This window comes from Paenibacillus sp. Y930, assembly GCF_056786375.1.
Window position 1 is genome coordinate 11,088 of the sequence record NZ_JBXCIX010000002.1, and the last position, 21,141, is coordinate 32,228.

The 21,141-nt window shown below is 39.3% G+C and carries 8 protein-coding genes; 7 read left to right on the forward strand and 1 reads right to left on the reverse strand.

Translation table 11 applies throughout. The features are described from left to right. Window positions 1-179: 179 nt before the first annotated feature. From AC1TO5_RS05690 to AC1TO5_RS05715, 6 genes are all read left to right on the forward strand, one after another. Window positions 180-7,415, forward strand: coding sequence for a 5'-nucleotidase C-terminal domain-containing protein (locus AC1TO5_RS05690; protein WP_482061843.1), 7,236 nt, complete (start codon window positions 180-182; stop codon window positions 7,413-7,415). Between the two features lie 493 nt (window positions 7,416-7,908). Next, window positions 7,909-11,787, forward strand: coding sequence for a X2-like carbohydrate binding domain-containing protein (locus AC1TO5_RS05695; protein ID WP_482061844.1), 3,879 nt, complete (start codon window positions 7,909-7,911; stop codon window positions 11,785-11,787). A 435-nt stretch (window positions 11,788-12,222) separates the two neighbouring features. After that, window positions 12,223-12,852, forward strand: a complete 630-nt coding sequence (locus AC1TO5_RS05700; protein WP_482061845.1) for a TetR/AcrR family transcriptional regulator — start codon at window positions 12,223-12,225, stop codon at window positions 12,850-12,852. Window positions 12,853-12,889: 37 nt separating this feature from the next. Further along, window positions 12,890-15,211 carry an ABC transporter permease gene (locus AC1TO5_RS05705; protein WP_482061846.1) on the forward strand — a complete coding sequence of 774 codons (2,322 nt, stop codon included), beginning with the start codon at window positions 12,890-12,892 and terminating at the stop codon, window positions 15,209-15,211. Between the two features lie 4 nt (window positions 15,212-15,215). Further along, complete coding sequence (locus AC1TO5_RS05710) at window positions 15,216-15,974, forward strand: ABC transporter ATP-binding protein (protein ID WP_482061847.1); 759 nt, start codon at window positions 15,216-15,218, stop codon at window positions 15,972-15,974. 351 nt (window positions 15,975-16,325) lie between these two features. Further along, entirely contained in the window at window positions 16,326-18,704 is a 2,379-nt protein-coding gene (locus tag AC1TO5_RS05715; protein WP_482061848.1) for a polyprenyl synthetase family protein, read from the forward strand. A 232-nt stretch (window positions 18,705-18,936) separates the two neighbouring features. Here AC1TO5_RS05715 and AC1TO5_RS05720 read toward each other — a convergent pair whose 3' ends face one another. Further along, window positions 18,937-20,352 carry a family 43 glycosylhydrolase gene (locus AC1TO5_RS05720; protein ID WP_482061849.1) on the reverse strand — a complete coding sequence of 472 codons (1,416 nt, stop codon included), beginning with the start codon at window positions 20,350-20,352 and terminating at the stop codon, window positions 18,937-18,939. 319 nt (window positions 20,353-20,671) lie between these two features. Here AC1TO5_RS05720 and AC1TO5_RS05725 point away from each other — a divergent pair, with 319 nt between their 5' ends. Then, the gene (locus tag AC1TO5_RS05725) at window positions 20,672-21,094 is read left to right on the forward strand and encodes a DUF3237 family protein (RefSeq protein ID WP_482061850.1); all 423 of its coding nucleotides are present in this window, start codon (window positions 20,672-20,674) and stop codon (window positions 21,092-21,094) included. Window positions 21,095-21,141 lie beyond the last annotated feature (47 nt).

The window sequence follows — 21,141 nt, forward strand, 5'->3', positions numbered from 1 at the left end:
AAGTCGCTATGTGAGAAGTGTTTATTCGGCGAATTTAATTGAATTTTTTAATAAACAAATTTTAAAATGCGTTCATATTTACTACAACTTAACTTTATTTTGATATTTGGATAACATATTACCACTATTCTAAAGTCGATAGTAAATTAATCCAAGTGAAGAAAAGGGGAATAACAAGCATGCAGGATTTATTTTCTCGATTGAAGAAAAGGACAGTTACAATATTGGCTATTGTATTAGTGTTTGGTAATGTTCTTGCAAGCGTAGGTACCCCATTGGTTCAGGCAGCAGAAGTAATCGATCATATTGTTATTTCACAAGTATACGGAGGTGGCGGAAACACTGGCGCCCAGTATAAGAATGACTTTATTGAGCTATATAATCCTACAGATGAAACGGTAAATGTTCAAAATTGGAAGGTAGAATATACAAGTAGTGCAGGCACATTCAACGGTAATAATGTAACAGTACTGAATGGAACGATTGCACCTCAAAGTTATTATTTGGTACAAGAAGCAGCTGGCACAGGTGGAACTTTGGAATTACCAACTCCTGATGCTAGTGGACCAATAGCTATCAGTGGATCAAATGGAAAAGTTAAATTAGAAGATGAAACAGGCAATACCATTGATTTAGTTGGATTTGGTTCGGCTAATCAGTCAGAAACTTCTCCGGTTCCTGTGTTATCCAATACAACAGCTGCAATTCGAAACCCAGCTGCTGGAGCTCCGGCTAATAGTCGTGGACTAGATACAGATAATAATCTGTTAGATTTCACTGTAGCAGCTCCTGATCCACGTAATAGTCAATATAATGAATTGGCTGTTCGTGATGTAACAGCATCACATGGATCGAACGCTTGGCCTACAGGTACTGAAATATCACTTAGCACAGAAACTGAAAATGCTGTGGTTTATGTATCTGTAAATGGCCTAGGTGAAGATAATAACTTCGTAGAGTATATTGGCCCAATAGAAATAACTGAACCAACTACTATTAAGGCATATGCTGAAGCAGACGGCTATGCAGATAGTCAAGCTTCTACTTTTGAATATGATCTTTTGGAACAAAGTGATATAGCGACAGCTCGTCTGGCTCCGGTAGGTCAGAATGTTATGACTTCTGGAATTGTAACTCATATTGATGGTCCAGAAATATATATACAGGATGAAACAGCAGGAATAGTGCTTTATGGTTTTACTTCTTTTGCTAACGTTGGTGATCGCGTTGAAGTTAGTGGCTACATGGAGATCTATAGTAATCTACAAGAAATTAAACCTCTAGAAGGACTACAATATCAAGTTGTAGAGGAAAATGTAACAATACCACAACCTCTACTGATAACTGGAAATGATTTATCATTAGCAAATGGTGAAGCATATGAAGCAGAACTTGTTACATTAGAAAATGTAACTATTGAAAGTGTGGTAGGTAGTAAGGTTACAGCAAGTCAAGGTGGAACTAATTTTATTATTTATTCAACGATCCCTACATTAAAAGCAGGTGCAACATTTGCAAAAATTACTGGAGTTATTAAACAATACAGTTCAGATTATCAATTTATCCCACTTAGTGCTGAAGCATTAGTTGAAGATTTGTTCTCAGTTATTGCAAGTCCAGGCGCAGGACAAATTATAATTGGAAGTAGTGTTACACTTTCAACTCCAACAAGTGATTCAGTTATTTACTTTACGACAGATGGTTCTACTCCTACTGAAATCAGTACGATTTATGTTGAACCAATCCAGATAAGTGCAGATACGACTATTAAAGCTATTGTAGTATCAAACGAAGTTACAAGTGATGTGTATACATTTGAATATACAGCTACGGAAAAGCCCCGTATTCATCATATTCAAGGTGAATCTCATACTACACCGTTTGTAGGACAGACGGTAGATGGGGTAGAAGGAATTGTTACTCAATACGGTTATACATTTGCTACTGGTGCGTACAAAGGATTCTTTATGCAAGATGCAGAACCGGATGCTAATGTGAATACTTCAGAAGGAATTTTTGTATATAGCACGAGTGAGTCATTGAAACCAGCTATTGGTGATCTAGTCTCAGTAACTGGCTCGGTGTCGGAATATAACGAAGGAAGTTCAAGTAATTTAACATCAACACAAATTACGATGACAAGTCGAGTAATTGTATCTTCAAACAACATATTACCTGACCCAGTATTGCTTGGAGAAGATGGAACAGTTATTCCTTCATCCATCATCGACAATGATGAAATTCCTATGACTGAGTTTCAACCTGAAGAGGATGCAATTGATTTCTATGAATCATTAGAAGGTATGCTTGTTGAGCTTCCTAATCCAACAATTATTAGTCCATATTGGACAAGTGGTTCAGGAAATTCAATGGTATATAATATCCCAACAAGGATTCAAAATGATGCTACTGATGTAATATCTCCTGCAGGGGGGTTAGTACTGAAGGAAGATGATAATTTGAATCCTCAGCGCCTATTAATTGCTTATGGTAATCCTGGAAAAGAAGTAAGTACAGGAGATTCATTTGCAAGTAATATTACAGGTGTAATCGGATATAACAACGGAAACTTTAAAGTGATTCCTGCATGGAATAGCTTACCTGCAATTAATGAAGGTGCTTTCCGACGTGAAACAACGACGATTGAGCCAGATGAAGATCAATTATTGATTGCTGCTTACAATATTGAAAACTACTATCCTGGAGTAGGTGCAGATAAAACCGGGAGATTAGCGGAATCTATTGTATCTAACATGAAAACACCTGATATTATCAGTGTTGTAGAAATGCAAGATGGTAATGGTCAAACAAATAATGCTGTTGTTGAAGCAGATGCAACTGCTCTAATTCAAGCTATTGTTACTGCTGGTGGTCCAGAGTATTCATATGTAGATATTGCTCCAGAAAACAATATGGATGGTGGTGCGCCAGGAGGTAACATTCGAGTTGGTTTCTTGTATAATCCTGAACGTGTAACATTATCAGCAAGTGAAAATAATGTTAAAGGATCGGCTGCAGAAGCAGTTAGCTATGTGGAAGCAAGTGATCAATTAACGTATAATCCTGGACGTATTGAACCAACTAATTCTGTATTTAGTAGTTCACGTAAGCCACTTGCTGCACAATTTGAGTTCAAAGGTGAGAAAGTAATTGTTATTAACAATCATTTCAACTCGAAATCAGGGGATACTGGTCCGTTCAGTGTAACTCAACCAGCGGTTAAATCTAGTGAAGCACAACGTCATCAAATTGCAACAGTGGTAAACAATTTTGTGAAAGATATTAAAACGAAAAACGCAGCTGCTAATATCGTAGTGGTTGGAGATTTGAATGATTTTCAATTTACTAGCACTGCTCAACTGCTTAAAGGAAATGAACTTGATAATTTGATTGATGAGCTTCCTCTAAATGAGCGTTATACGTACACATATGATGGAAACTCACAAGTACTTGACCATATTCTGGTAAGCAAAAACCTAACTCGTCATGCACAGGTAGATGTTGTACATTTGAATGCTGATTTTTCTCCAACGGATGGACGTGTATCTGATCATGATCCAGTTGTAGCACAAATTGATCTAGGTCAATCACTGTCAGACTCAGATTTTGAACTAACCATTCTGCATACAAATGATACGCATGCAAACCTTGATACAACAAATTCACCGAATAATATCTTGCGTCGTGTGACAGCTATTAAAGAAGAAAAGACTCAAGCAGTTAACCCAATTTTGGTTGATGCAGGAGATGTATTCTCAGGTACATTGTATTTCAATAAATATTTAGGTCAAGCTGATCTAGAATTCATGAATTTAGTAGGCTACGATGCCATGACATTCGGTAATCATGAATTTGATAAAAACTCCAGAGTATTAGCAGATTTTATCGACAATGCAAAATTTACGTTCGTATCATCAAATGTGAATTTTACAAATGATGAAATTCTACGTGAATACTTTAAAAATGAAATTGGTAAGCCAGCACAAGATAAAAAAATCTATCCTGCCATCATTAAAGAAATAGATGGTGAGCAAGTAGGTATTATCGGTCTAACAACTGAAGATACAGCAAACATTGCTTCACCAGGGGATGTAACATTTGATGATGCCGTAGAAAAAGCAAAAGCAGCAGTAGCAATGCTAGAAGATCAGCATATTAACAAAATTATCGTCCTTTCTCATTTAGGCTATGATGCAGACCTTGAGCTTGCAAAAGAGGTTGAAGGTGTCGATGTTATCGTTGGTGGACACAGTCATACTAAGCTAGATGTGCCAGTAGTCGATAATACAGATCCAACAGCACCGAAGCTGATTGTTCAAACAGGAGAAAAAGGACAATTCGTAGGTAAACTGAACGTGAAGTTTGACGAAAATGGTGTTCTAACAGAATGGAATGGAGAGTTAGTATCTATCGAAGCAAAAGATGGAAATAATAACTATGTGTATGCAGAGGATGAAGAAGCGAAGGAAATACTTGAAACAAAATACAAACCAGGTATTCAATCGCTAATGAATGAAGTAGTTGGACATACGGATGTCGTATTGAATGGTGTGCGTACAAATATACGTTCACAAGAAACGAACCTGGGTAATCTGATTGCCGATGGCATGTTGTATGCTGCAAAAGCCGCAGGAACGAACGCTGTTATTGCTCTACAAAATGGTGGAGGAATTCGAGATTCCATTAATGTAGGAGATATTACACAAGGTGAAGTATTAACCGTGCTTCCATTCAATAACGATCTCGTAACGATTATGTTAACGGGTCAAGAAATTTTAGATGCATTGGAAAATGGTGTATCGACAATTACAACAACAAAAGATGGAAGATTCCCGCATATTTCTGGTATGAGATTTGATTATGATTCAACAAAACCAGTTAATCAGCGTGTAGTGCGTGTTCAAGTGAAAGATGGAGCTAACTATGTACCGCTAGACTTAACTGCTAGTTATGAAGTAGCAACAAATGTCTTTACAGCACAAGGTGGAGACTTCTATGCATCATTAGAAAAAGCATACAAAGAAGGAAAAGTGAACCTGCTATACTTGCCAGACTATGAAGTATTTACGAAGTATATTGAAGAAGTAGGGAATATTACAGCTAAGACTTCTGCTGTAGAAGGTAGAATTGTAGATTTACAGGGTAGTTCGTTACCTTCAGATTCTGACTTTGAACTAACAATCTTGCATACAAACGATACACATGCAAACCTTGATACAACAAATTCACCGAATAATATCTTGCGTCGTGTGACAGCTATTAAAGAAGAAAAGGCTCAAGCAGTTAACCCGATTTTGGTTGATGCAGGAGATGTATTCTCAGGTACATTGTATTTCAATAAATATTTAGGTCAAGCTGATTTAGAATTCATGAATTTAGTAGGCTACGATGCCATGACATTCGGTAATCATGAATTTGATAAAAACTCCGGGATATTAGCAGATTTTATCGATAATGCAAAATTTACGTTCGTATCATCAAATGTGAATTTTACAAATGATGAAATTCTACGTGAATACTTTAAAAATGAAATTGGTAAGCCAGCACAAGATAAAAAAATCTATCCTGCCATCATTAAAGAAATAGATGGTGAGCAAGTAGGTATTATCGGTCTAACAACTGAAGATACAGCAAACATTGCTTCACCAGGGGATGTAACATTTGATGATGCCGTAGAAAAAGCAAAAGCAGCAGTAGCAATGCTAGAAGATCAGCATATTAACAAAATTATCGTCCTTTCTCATTTAGGCTATGATGCAGACCTTGAGCTTGCAAAAGAAGTGGAAGGTGTCGATGTTATCGTTGGTGGACACAGTCATACTAAGCTAGATGTGCCAGTAGTCGATAATACAGATCCAACAGCACCGAAGCTAATTATTCAAACAGGAGAAAAAGGACAATTTTTAGGTAAACTGAACGTGAAGTTTGACGAGAACGGCGTTCTAACAGAATGGAATGGAGAGTTAGTATCTATCGAAGCAAAAGATGGAAATAATAACTATGTGTATGCAGAGGATGAAGAAGCGAAGGAAATACTTGAAACAAAATACAAACCAGGTATTCAATCGCTAATGAATGAAGTAGTTGGACATACGGATGTCGTATTGAATGGTGTGCGTACAAATATACGTTCACAAGAAACGAACCTGGGTAATCTGATTGCCGATGGCATGTTGTATGCTGCAAAAGCCGCAGGAACGAATGCTGTTATTGCTCTACAAAATGGTGGAGGAATTCGAGATTCCATTAATGTAGGAGATATTACACAAGGTGAAGTATTAACCGTGCTTCCATTCAATAACGATCTCGTAACGATTATGTTAACGGGTCAAGAAATTTTAGATGCATTGGAAAATGGTGTGTCGACAATTACAACAACAAAAGATGGAAGATTCCCGCATATTTCTGGTATGAGATTTGATTATGATTCAACAAAACCAGTTAATCAGCGTGTAGTGCGTGTTCAAGTGAAAGATGGAGCTAACTATGTACCGCTAGACTTAACTGCTAGTTATGAAGTAGCAACAAATGCCTTTACAGCACAAGGTGGAGACTTCTATGCATCATTAGAAAAAGCATACAAAGAAGGAAAAGTGAATTTATTATACTTGCCAGACTATGAAGTATTTACGAAGTATATTGAAGAAGTAGGGAATATTACAGCTGAGACTTCAGCTATAGAAGGTAGAATTGTAGATTTACAGGGTAGTCCGTTACCGACACCAACGCCAACACCGTCGCAAAAACCAACTAACCCAACGCCTACAGTAACACCAACAGAAACACCGACACCAACAGAAACACCAAAACCAACAGAAACACCGATACCAACAAGCCCGGCTAACCCACCAACGGATCATAAAGTTGTATTTAAGGATCTTACATCTCACTGGGCAGCTGATTCCATTCAACGTGCAACTAATGCAGGTATTATTAATGGATATCAAGACGGTACATTCCGTCCAGATAATACTGCGACACGAGCAGAATTTATAACGATGATTGGAAGAACACTAGGGTTATCGACTACAGTGAATGGTGAATTTGATTTCGCGGATGCAGATCAAGTACCAACTTGGGCAAGATCATTCTTTGCTCAATTGATTCAAGGTGGAGTAATTAATGGTTATGGTGACAATACATTACGTCCAACTAATCAAATTACTCGTACAGAAATGGCAGTAATAATGGTTCGTGCATTAGGAATTAGCGTTGATGAAAATGCTACATCATCGTTTAATGATAATGACCAAATATCGGCATGGGCTATACCTTACATTGCAGCTGCTAAAAAAGCAGGCTTAATTAATGGAATAAGTGGTGATCGCTTTGGGCCAAACTTTAATGCAACAAGAGCAGAAGTGGCAACGTTAATGCTTTCTGCACTAAAATATATGGAGAATCAACCGAAGTAAATATTCAATAACCATGTAATACTCACAAATGCGTATTCATTCACTTCTTTAGTGAGTGGATACGCATTTTTGTTTCAGAACTAGATGATTATCCAGTCCGCATGAGGTCGGGATTTTTGTTATGTCTTGAGCTTTAACTCTTCTTCACGGAGTTTCCTATAGATGTCTTTCAAAAATAAGTAATTAATTAATTATTTATAAAATGTAATTAGAGTTACAGATTGATCACCATAAATTAATATATACTAGTAGTAGATAACATCATATAGGATGTTATAGGTTAACGATTTGCTCTAGCGTAGTTATAATGAGCCAATCAAAACATGAAAAATTGTTGAGCTGAATTTCAAGCAGTAGCTTTCAATGAGATAGCAAGGGTTATGCGCTCAAGCTCATTACCTATTTAAGGTTGAGAAAGTGAGGGCTATTATAAACTCTGATACGAAACGTTTACTAGTAACGAGGATCATCTATACGAAAGGAATGAAGAACAGTGATAAGATTGAGTAGAAAAATAGCAATTATAATATTGGCGATTATTTTAACAGCAGGCAGTATTCCGGGAATATTCAGCGCAGGAATCGGCGGTATATCGACCGTTGCAGCGGCTGTAAACGTCTCTAACCAAGATGGAATTGGATATAGTGGATCCATTTCTGGAAATGAAGTGGTAGGAACTGCTTTTACCGGACACCAGGCATGGCCTAGTGGCTTTGAAAAAGGATCTTCTGCCTTTGTTGGTGGCGTGTATGACGGTACTAGTATATGGATGATACCTTTTAATGCTAACGAATTAGTCAAGGTTAATCCATCTACAGGAGAAATGACTGGATACAGTAATTGGCCAGAAGGCTTCACTAAAGGTAGTAATGCTTTTGCTGGAGGCGTGTATGATGGTACTAACATATGGCTAATTCCATATAGTGCAAATCAGATTATTAAAGTTAACGCTGCTACAGGAGAAATGACGGGTTATAGCAGTTGGCCAGATGGATCGAGAGGAAGCGATCAATTTATTGGAGGTGCTTTCGACGGTACCAACATATGGCTTGCCCCCTATTCTGGCAGTCGCTTAGTAAAGGTTGATACAACGACTGGAGCAATGACTAGTTACAATAGTTGGCCAAGCGGAACGATCCTTGGTAGTTATCCATTTTATGGTTCGATATTTGATGGTACTAGTATTTGGCTCATTCCGAATAATGCAGATCGACTAATTAAGATTGATCCCCAAACAGGTGAAATGACGGGGTACAACAATTGGCCTAGCGGGTTTACCAAAAGTGCAGATGCATTTTGGGGAGGTGTCTTCGATGGAACCAATATATGGATGATACCTCATAATGCTACTCATCTAGTTAAATTTGATACGGTAACTGGAGATATGACCGGATACAACGGATGGCCTAGTGGCTTTAGAAAAGGGAGCAGTAGTTTCACTGGCGGCGTGTATGATGGTACTAGTATATGGCTCATTCCAAGTAATACCGATCGACTAATCAAGGTTGATCCGGCAACCGGTGAAATGGCGGGATACAACAATTGGCCTAATGGTTTTACAAAAGGTGGAAGTGCGTTCCTTGGCGGCGTGTATGATGGGGAAAATGTTTGGATGATTCCGTTTATGGCTGACCGTCTGATGAAGTTTGGAAATAGTACCGAATTGAGTGGACTTACGCTGAGTAGCAGTACATTATCACCAACATTTAGTTCGGCAACAACAAGCTACACGGCAAGCGTCGATAATGATGTGACGAACATAAATGTAACGCCAACGACTGCGGATGTCGGAGCAGAGGTGACGGTGAATGGTTCGTCTGTAGCGAGCGGAAACGCGGAAACAATAGAGCTAAACGTCGGGGACAATACAGTAACGGTAATGGTTACATCTGGTAACGTTGATACGCAAACGTATACCGTTACGGTGACGCGTGCTATAACAAACAGCACAATCTCGCCAAGCATAGAGAGCTTCGATAAGTATGCCTCAGCATCAGGATATACAGACATTACCGTACAACTAGGTCTATTAGGCAACGCGTTCCAAGACATCGAATTAGGAGGAACGCCAATTTCAGCAACTGCCTATGATGTGAACGGAGCGGGTAATGAGGTCACGCTGAAGAAGGAGTACCTCGCGACATTAGGCACAGGAGCACATGACCTTGTCTTCAAGTTCAGTGCGGGAAATGATGCAACGCTAACATTAACGGTAAGCGATAGCACGCCGGCGAACAGTATAATCACGCCAAGCACAACGAGCTTCGATAAATATGCATCAGCAACAGGTTATGCTGATATTACAGTGCAACTAGATTTGCTAGGTAACACGCTCCAAGACATCGAATTAGGAGGAACGCCAATTTCAGCAAGTGCCTATGACGTGAACGGAGCAGGTAATGAGGTCACGCTGAAGAAGGAATACTTAGCGACATTAGGCACAGGAGCACATGACCTTGTCTTCAAGTTCAGTGCGGGAAATGATGCAACGCTAACATTAACGGTAAGCGACAGCACGCCGTCAAACAGTACAATTACGCCAAGCACAACGGGCTTCGATAAGTATGCCTCAGCAGCAGGTTATGCTGATATTACAGTGCAACTAGGTTTGCTAGGTAACACGTTCCAAGACATCGAATTAGGAGGAACGCCAATTTCAGCAAGTGCCTATGACGTGAACGGAGCAGGTAATGAGGTCACGCTGAATAAGGAGTACCTAACAACACTAGGTATAGGAGCGCATAGCTTCATCTTCAAGTTCAGTGCGGGAAATGATGCAACGCTAACGTTAACGGTAAGCGATAGCACGCCGGCGAACAGTATAATCACGCCAAGCACAACGAGCTTCGATAAATATGCATCAGCAACAGGTTATGCTGATATTACAGTGCAACTAGATTTGCTAGGTAACACGCTCCAAGGTATCGAAATTTCTGGTACACCAGTTGCAGCAAGTGCCTATGACGTGAACGGAGCGGGTAATGAGGTCACGCTGAAGAAGGAGTACCTCGCGACATTAGGCACAGGAGCACATGACCTTGTCTTCAAGTTCAGTGCGGGAAATGATGCGGCATTTGTCATTACCGTACGAAATTCTACACCAGTTTCAACTACACCTACAGACAATAATCAGCAACAGAACAAATTGAATATTACGGTAGATGGAGAGTCCAATTCGAATCTCTTGAATGGGACGATTGTAAAAGAAAACGGTAAAGAATTGTTGAAACTTACATTGGATCCAACTGAAATTATTCCATATGTTCAGCAAATGGCTAGAGGAGAAACGCTAAGTGTTGGAGTCAACATTGTAGTAGGTGATATTTTGATTGATATAAATGGGGATACGATAGATCTTCTGATCGATAAAGGGATCGTATTTCAAGTCGTGACAGAAGATGGAACGATGATATGGGATGCGGCTAAAGTGGATTTAGCAAAAATAAAAGCTCAATTGGGTGTTACTGCATTTAATCAAGGAGTAAATACAACAATCGACATTCATGAGAAGTCGAGTACAGACTATTCATTCCTTCAGAATATGTCTATCGTTGGCCAACCACTGTCGATGATTGTTTATTACCAGAAGGAAGAAAAGATTGTATCTCATGTTGAAAGCAATTATTACAACAAACGTATTTTACTGCTAGATTCATCGATCGAACTGAATAATGTAACTGCTATTGTAATAGCAGAAGATGGTTCATTTGTCCGCGTACCGACGAAAATTGTTGTGAAGGATGGAAAACATTATGCTGAAGTCTATACGTTTGTGGATGGAACGATTGCATTAATTTCACATCAGCAGAGTTTTGTAGATATTCAGGGACATTGGGCAAAAGCAGTTATTGAGGAATTTGCAAGCCAATTGATTGTGAACGGTAAAACGGAAACGACTTTTGCACCCAATGCGGATGTAACAAGAGCGGAATTTACAGCAATATTGGGTAGAGCATTAGGGTTGGTTAGCGCTCCATATCAAGACCAGTTCGATGATCTTCACTCTGAAAACTGGGCAGCAGCTTCGATACAGTCAGCATTGAATAGATCACTCATTCAAGGGTATGAAAATGGTTCGTTCCGACCTAATCAAAGCATGACAAGAGAAGAAGCGATCGTGGTCATAACGAGAGCATTGCAAATGAATGGGATTGAAGTTGTTTTATCTGATGATAAAGTCAAACAAATATTAGGGCAGTATCATGATGCAGATAAAGTATCTGGTTGGGCTGAAAATGCAGTGGCTATGGCAATAGAAATGGGCTTGCTGCAAGGGAAAACTACTCATATACTAGCATCACAGGACCCTATTACTCGAGCTGAAATTGTAATTATTATTCGTAGAATGCTGGAATATGCAAACTTAATTTAATTGTTTAATATCCTCACCATCACACTACGGCGAATTGTGGTTTTGCATATCCACGGTTCGCCTCCACCATCATTAACACCATCCGCATGAGGATGGTGTTTTTCTTTTTTTATGGCTAAGATCAGAATACTACATGTATTGGAGCAAATGTGATCGCGAAAAAAATAGATCTCCTATTTATTATTCATATTATTACGAGTAATAAGGTAACGTAGGATAATGTTATTTTCGATCAATGTAGATATTTTACTAGGAATCATTTGTAAATACCATTGTATATATGTAAAGAAAATTGGTAGTCTTACTAGATTTACCTATATAAAAACTGCCTTAGATTTAAATTAAAAAGACTTCTTGACAACATGATAGTATAACGTGATAATATTTAATAAATACATAGACAGACAGTCGGTCGGTTTATAAGGAGATGTAAAGATGAGAGTTGTAAAAGAAGCTGAGGAACGCAGAAACGAAATAATTGACGCAGCTGATGAGCTTTTCGGTCAGAAGGGCTTTGACGGCACAAGTACAAACGATATTCTCGAAAAGGTCGGAATCGCGCGAGGAACGTTATATCATCACTTCAAGTCGAAGGAGGGTATTATGGACGCGCTCATTGAACGGTATAGTGTTCGTCTTCTAGGCACAGCGCAGGAAATTGCAACAGACAAGAGCATACCTGTAGTGGAACGCATTATTCGCGTTGTTATGGCACTGAACTTAAGTGGCGGGAGCAGCAAGGAGATTATGGAGCATATTCACAAGCCGCAGAACGCACTTATGCATCAGAAAATAGAAAAGGTCATCATCAATGGCGTTACGCCGATACTGACGGGAATCATCCACGAAGGCATCCAGCAGGGACTATTCCACACGCCGTACCCGTATGAATGCATGGAAATGGTTGTGATTTATGCGAATACCGTTTTTGATGATGATATGGTTCAAATGACGAACGAGGAGCGCGCTTCACGCATACAGGCTTTTGTTTTTAATGTAGAAAGGCTGCTTGGTGTCAAAAGTGGATGTCTTATAGACGTAATGCAGATGTTTGGCGGTGGATAGAGTGGCAATTAATCATTCAGGAAAACAGAGGTGACTTATGTTTAACAGAATAATCCGCAATGACATTTTAAAGAGCAAAGCGATAACGCTGACAACAATGATATTTGTCGCTGCCTCAGCTATGCTTGTTTCACTCGCGGCCATACTCGTCGTTAATCTTTCAGGCTCGCTGGATACACTTATGACACAAGCGAAAACTCCACATTTTATGCAGATGCATTCGGGTGAGATTGATACTTCGCGGCTTACGGCTTTTGCGGAACAAAACAGCAACGTCGAAGAATTTCAGGTCCTAGAATTTCTGAACATTGACGGTGCTCAGATTACATTGAGCGATAATTCGCTTGCGAACAGCGTTCAGGACAACGGTTTAAGCGTACAGAGCGCAAAATTCGATTATCTTCTTGATCTGGACGGAAACGTCATCAACGTATCTGACGGTAAGATTTATGTTCCGGTAAGTTATATGAAAGATAACACTGCAAAGATCGGTGACAAGGCCGTAATAAGCGGCAAAGAATTTACCGTTGTGGGATTTCTCCGCGATTCGACAATGAATTCTTCGCTTGCCGCCTCAAAACGATTTCTTGTAGGTAGCAATGACTATGCGGAAATAAAAAATCTTGGAAATATAGAGTATCTGATTGAGTTCAGATTAAAGGATATGTCTGCGTTAGGCGCATTTGAAACCGCATATGCCTCCGCAGCACTTGAAATGAACGGGCCAACGGTTACATATTCGCTTTTTAGACTGATGAATGCAATTTCCGACGGTATGATGATTGGGATTATCCTTCTGGTAAGCCTGCTTGTTGTTTCCATCGCGTTCATGTGCATACGCTTTACGCTCCTTGCCAAAATCGAAGATGATTATCGTGAAATTGGTGTTATGAAAGCTATAGGGCTGCGTGTCTCCGACATCAAGAAGATTTATCTAGCGAAATACGCGGCAATTGCGGCGGCAGGTTCTATTCTCGGTTTTGCTCTTTCGTTTGTATTCAAAGGCATGCTTCTTGAAAATATCCGGCTTTATATGGGGGAAAGCGAAAATTCTTCTTTTGCTTACGTGTTAGGAATCATCGGCATATTGCTAGTGTTCCTTGTCATTATGGCCTATGTTAACGGAGTTCTGAAACGCTTTAAGAAAATTTCAGCCGCGGAAGCTATACGCTTTGGCACTTCCCAGGACGAAAACAAGGGTGCTAAGCGTTTTACCTTGAGCAGAAACAGGCTATTTAACACGAATATCTTTCTCGGTATCAAAGATGTTCTCTCAAGGAAAAAACTTTACGCCACAATGCTAGCTGTGCTGTTGATTTCGGTATTTATTATGATTGTTCCGCAGAACCTGTACAACACGATTTCCTCAAAAAGCTTCATCAGTTATATGGGGATTGGAAACTACGATCTGCGCATACAGTTGTCCGGAAATATTGACAATGTCTCTAAAATAGTCACTGAAATCGAAAAGACGGTGAAAAGCGATCAAGCCATTTCAAAGGTTGCTGCCCTTACAACAAAAACATTCAAGGCAATAACGGAAGACGGAACAGAGGAAAATATTAAAATTGAACTCGGCGACCATTCGATATTTCCTATCAAATATTCCGAGGGCAAAGCACCAGCCGAAGATGACGAAATTGCGCTTTCGATTATATACGCTGATGAAATGAACAAGAAGGTCGGCGATGTCATTACGCTAGTGATTGAGGGGCTAGAGAAGGATCTAACGGTAAGCGGAATCTATTCTGATATTACCAACGGTGGAAAAACCGCCAAGGCCGTATTCACCGACCATTCGGCTGGCATTATGTGGAGCATTGTCAGCGCTGAACTTTCGGATAAATCACTTGTTGATGAGAAGGTTGCGGATTATGCAGACAAGTTTGATGTTGCAAAGGTTTCAGACATTGATGAATTTGTTACACAGACCTTCGGCTCGACAATAAGCTCCGTCGAAATGGCCTCCTATGCAGCGGTCACCGTTGCGCTGGTTATAATGGTACTAGTTACATTGTTATTTATGAAAATGCTTGTAGCTAAGGACCGATATGCCATTGCCGTAATGAAAGCGTTCGGTTTTACAAACTCGGATATTAAGATGCAGTATGTTTCTCGTACGGTATTTGTTCTGATTGTCGGAATTGTTCTCGGCACGCTTCTGGCAAACACTCTCGGAGAGATGCTTGCGGGATTGGTTATTTCATCATTTGGAGCTTCGACGTTTAATTTCACAGTAAATCCCCTTTCGGCGTATCTGTTTAGTCCGCTAATAATGATTTGCGCGGTTCTTATCGCAACATTCATTGGCACATCGGGCGCAGGACAAATAAACATATCCGAAAATATAAAGGAGTAGACATATGAAGAAGATTATTATCGGTGATCATATCGTAAAGTCTTTCGGCGAGGGTGATGAACAGCGTAATGTACTTGATGAAGTGTTCGTTGAAATACACGAGGGCGAGTTCGTTGCAGTTATGGGGCCCTCCGGCTCGGGAAAATCGACGCTGATGTTTGCGTTGAGCGGAATGGACAACGTTGACGGAGGAAAGGTCGTTTTTGACAGCAGGGAATTATCGACGGTCTCTGAGAACGAGCTTTCAGATATACGTAGAACAAAAATGGGATTTGTTTTTCAACAGCCGACTATGCTGAAAAATCTGAATATCCTTGATAACATAATTCTTCCGTCAATGCGCGACAACAGAAAAAACGTCGTAAAAATTGCGGAGAAGGCAAGAGCGCTTATGAAAAGGATGGGCATCGCGGAGCTTGAAAAGCGAGATATTACACAAGTTTCGGGAGGTCAGCTTCAACGTGCGGGAATATGCCGCTCGCTTATGAACAACCCAAAAATCATTTTCGGCGACGAGCCGACTGGTGCACTCAACTCAAAATCTGCAGAGAAGATTATGGATATATTTTCTGAAATTAACGCGGACGGTACTGCGGTTATGCTTGTAACTCATGATGCAAAGGTTGCAGCGCGAACAGAACGTATTATGTTTATGCGTGACGGAAAAATCGTAAGCGAACTGAACCTTCCAAAGTTTGACGGGACAGATATGGATGGCAGGGTCGAGAAAGTCACGGTGAAAATGTGGGAAATAGGAATATAGCGACCATATGTCGTAATGTCCTCAAGATGAGGCAAGGTTGATTTTATATCTGAAGAAGGATCAAATCTTTCGTATGAATTAATCCTGTAAAACCAAAAGTGTTTTTATTTCACGATAAGCATCTATCTAATCAACCAAGCATACACTTTTTCAAGGTATGCGATAAAATGAGTTCCGTTCCTTTAATGGAAATTCGTAACCAGAACGATGCTATTACGTATCTAATAAGGGGTTGAATTTGACTAAGTTGTCGCGGAAATGCTCAAATCTGCTTACACTTATGGAAAAGCTTCATTTTCTGTATATACTGTTTACTGTTATAACAAAATAAATATTGAGGTAATACACCGTATGAATGAGGAATTAATTGTAGATGCCGATACCTGTTATCGGCAAGCTGAACAGAAGGCAGCACTTTATTTTGCATTGCTTTATGAACAAGTCATAGAAAAAAAATATGTGCGCGCTCTAACAGCAGACATTCATTTGTGGAAACGTGGTCATGTCCACTCGTGGCTTTCCTTATTATTACGAGGAAAGAACAAATCTAATGCGGGAGATTATCATCGACATATTCAATGGTTGAACCATACCGGAAAATTGGAAGCTTACCTGGATTCAAGCATTTCCTATATGTATATGAGGGATCTAGGCAAAGCCACGGATTCACCTGATACACAAGCGAGAATTAAGCTTGTAGCTTCTGATATCAAAGAACGATTGATTCCTTCTACTTCAACAAACGAAGGAAAACAGTCAGATTTTATTAGTTTGGTAGAACTGTATCGATGGGCACAGAAGGAAAGCGTTGAAACTGCTGTAATATGGGTGATCGACAAACTTAAGACGGTATCAGCCAACATTCCAGAAGGAATGAATGCGGAGCATGCACAGCGTAAACTAATTAAGATTATTCTTGGCGTGGTTATGCATGCTGTCGAAGAAATGGAAAACGGACTAACTTCAGAGGATCGTGCTCGAAAACTAGATGAAGCCATTAGGCTGGGCTATTGCTATGGTTTGACCTATCCATTTATTGATGATCTTCTGGATTCACAAGTCTTATCCGATCAAGAAAAATCACAATATTCCCGCATGATTCGAACAGTACTTCTTACGGGTTCGGTGCCGGAATTGGGCGAGTTGGTAGGAACGAACAAAGCTGTGATTCAATATGTACATGCGGAGCTAGGTGAAGCTTTTGAATATATTAAGCAACATCAGCCGTTAGAAACCAAGCACCTATTTTTCGAGCAGGCTTATGTGTTTTTTCACTCACAGGAATTGGACCGTGCGAAAGATCTGTCTCATGCAACGTATACGAATGAAGAGCTTTACATTCCGATTATATTAAAGTCAGCTTCTTCGCGTTTGATCGCCCGTTCCGTCGTACGTGCACCTTTAGACGAGGGCTTTGAGAGTAGAACCTTCTTTTATGGTATCTACAACCAGTTAGCTGATGATTTTGCAGATATGTTTGAAGATTTGAGAGAAGGTGCGGTAACGCCCTACACTTATTATTTAACCTATCGTGACCGTCGTTCGGATCTGATCAATCCTTATGAATTATACTGGACGGTTATTTATCATTTGATTCATAATGTATATCATTCCGATGACAAGACCCGTGAAGTGATTCTGAATCGCGCGATTAATGGTCTTAAACGTTGTAAAGCACGTATCGGCACTGAAAAGTATAATAACATTATGGACATCTTTGCTTCCGGAAATCCAACGTTCAATCGGCTAATTCAGCAAATGGTGAATCAAGCGCAAGATGTGGATTTTTTCGATAAGCTGCTTAGAGACCAACTAGTCAACATTTTAAAAAATGAACGGAATGTAAAAGAAGAATTTTTTGAGACTATTAACTCGGCCCGTGAGGATATCAACAATGCCCTGCAGATTATGAAGCCTGACGGGATGTTGCCGATGAAAGAGAGGCTGATTGATGCGGCCAATTACAGTCTCGTAGGTGATGGGAAACGATTGCGTCCCATAATAACTTGGGTCATGGGTAAACAACATTATGGGCTGAAGGTGTCATCAATCATGCCTTTGTTGAGATCATTAGAATACATGCATACTGCATCCTTGATTTTCGATGATCTGCCATCTCAAGATAATGCGTCCATCCGTAGAGGGCGTCCAACACTGCATCTAGTTCATGATAGCGCTACTGCTGAGTTGACAGGTCTTTTTCTGATTCAGAGGGCAATTCAGGAACAGGCGTCAATGGATCAATTCGATGCCCAAGCCGTGCTTGCCTTAATGCAATATTCGGCCCGAACGACAGAAGAACTCTGTATGGGACAGGCGATGGACTTGAATTCCAAAGGAGAAGTACTGACACTGGATCAATTGAATACGATCTGTTTTTATAAAACCGGTATGGCGTTTGAGGCTGCTTTAGTTATGCCTGCTATTCTCGCGAAGGTGGATAGACGGGAAATAGAAATCCTGAAAAAATTCGCTTATCATGCGGGGATAGCCTTTCAGATTAGGGATGATTTGCTTGATTCCGAAGGAGATGCTAGCTTGCTGGGGAAACCAGTGGGCAAGGATGTTGAAAACAACACTTCGACTTTCGTAACAATCCTTGGCCAGGAAGGCGCCATGAAAGAGATGTGGGAACACTACTGTCTTGCTATGGAAGCGTTGAAAGAGATGCCGCGTCAAAACGCTTTTTTGATGCACTTAATGAATTATATTATTAATAGGGACCATTAACCGGAATCTTTCTTCCACCATCATTACCCCCGACCGCAAGAGGTCGGGGGTAATGATGTGTGATAATAAATGATATTAAATATATTCTATATTAAATACGTAGAGTATTAACTATATTGCATGATATCTATAAAATTATAGTACACACTAATTATGTTTTTTTTTGCGCTGTCCACTTGACAGGGAGCACTTCAGAATCAAGAAACTGGTTATTTTAAGGGTTAGCTATTTACTACTCCAAGATAAAGGAAGCTAAGCTAGCATTGCCGGATCCTTTATACGTAAAGTAAAGGGCTTGAACTCCATTTGGAATAGGGATGTGTGAGGAATACTCTGTCCATACATTTGTGAAACCTACAGGTATAGTTCCTAGAACAGCACCGTCCCATGATGTTTTCACTTCGAATGCACCATTACAATATCCACGCACATTAATTTTAACAGTTTGAATGTCATTACAGTCAAAATACTTAAATCCTGCTGAAGCACCATCTCTCATATTAGTGATGTAACCCGTCTCTTCATCACCATCTTTGCCGTCTTGAGTGATCTTTGGAAATCTTCCGTCCATCCATGCCCCGAAAGTACCTGTATACATTTCTACATCATTACAAAATAGATTACATGCAATGTATGCTGGATATTCTCCACTTCCGATTAGCGGACCATCATTTGCTCCGGAAGAAGTCATTTCTACCTGATTGATACTTCCATCCTCGTTAAAGAAGATTTGTTCTAGACAACCTTGTCGACTATAGTGCGTTCCGTTAGTTTGTCTATGATAGAAAATATACCATCTATCTTCTATTTGTACGAAACTGCCGTGGTTATTTCCACCATAAGCCATTGGTTGTTCAGCAGGTTTATATGTATCGATATTAATATCATTGTTACTTACAATTACACCTTGATATTTGAATCCTTGTGTGGCTGATTTACTAGTTGCATAGCATAATTCATGCATAACGATAGATGAATAAATCAAATAATAAGTGTCGCCTTTTTTTCTAATGGATGGTGCTTCAAAAAATTCATGTCCCTCAAAGCCACTACCTTGGCTATATGGTTGACTTGGCATTACAAATACAGGTTCTTCTATAATAGTCAGCATATCTGGACCTAGTACTGTAGCTATTGCTCCTTTTCTAGATGTGTCCCCGTATGCACAAAAACCAGTATACAGATAAGTGGTATTTCCTTCTGTCAACACACCAGGATCAAATTGAGGCTGGTCGCCATCTCTCTCACCAAGGCGTGTGCCATCAGAATAATGGACATACCCATAAAATTCAAACTTCCCAGCTGGACTTTCACAAACAGCTACAGAAACAACTGGCACTTTATCAAGAACATAGTATAAATAATATCGGCCATCGGGCCCTACGGTAACATCAGGTGCATATAAACACATATTAGCTTTAGAATTTAGCGGATCATCAGTTTTAGTGTAGATCACACCTTCATATGTCCAATCTTTGAGATTGTTTACTGGTGCAGACCAACAAACATAATCATTTAAACAAAATGCATGACCATTAAATTGGTCGTGTGACCCGTACACATAGACTCTATCATTAAATACATATGGCTCACTATCAGGTATATATTCCCATGACGGAAGATATGGATTAAACCCTTGTTTTAACATAGTTAAGTCAATCCTTTCACTAATATAAGATTTTTTGAAAAAACATAAAGGATATAAATCATCTAGAAAATTACAAAAAAGTGCTTACATAAAATATTATAGAATGCATCACTTACAAAGTACAAGCTAATATTGATAAAGTAGTGTTATCTAAATTAACTGTAATCATGAAGACTTTAGTAGGTAACATTTGTTATAGTAATATTATGAAAATAACATTTCATTTCTATTTATCATAATATTGATAAATATGTTATACCTAGTTAAATGTAAGGAGAAGTAAATAATAAAACATACTAACACGAGCGGAGACTAATATATGGAAAAATTAGAACTTATAATGACCATTCATGTGAAAACAGGAGAAGCAAAAACTCTACATTCTGAAATAGGGGATTCAGTCGTGATGATTCCATTCACAGGACATGTAACAGGGCCACTATTCCAAGGTGAAATTCAAAAAGGGGGTGTAGACACTCAAATTATTAGCCAAGACCGTAAGAAACATTCATTATCTGCCAGATATATGATAATGGGTAAAGATTATTCAGGACAGGATTGCACAATTTACATTGAAAACAATGGAAATATTGATGAATCAAACAATAAGTATTTATTTAGAACTTATCCACAAATCATTACTTCGAGTCATATATTAAAGTATATTGAGAGTGAAATATTAGTAGCAGAAGGAACAGTTGATTTAGAAGGCGTAATCATTAATATATATATAGTGAATTGAAAAGCTGCTTAATCGTTATAAACATCTGTTGAAGAAACTTGGAATGA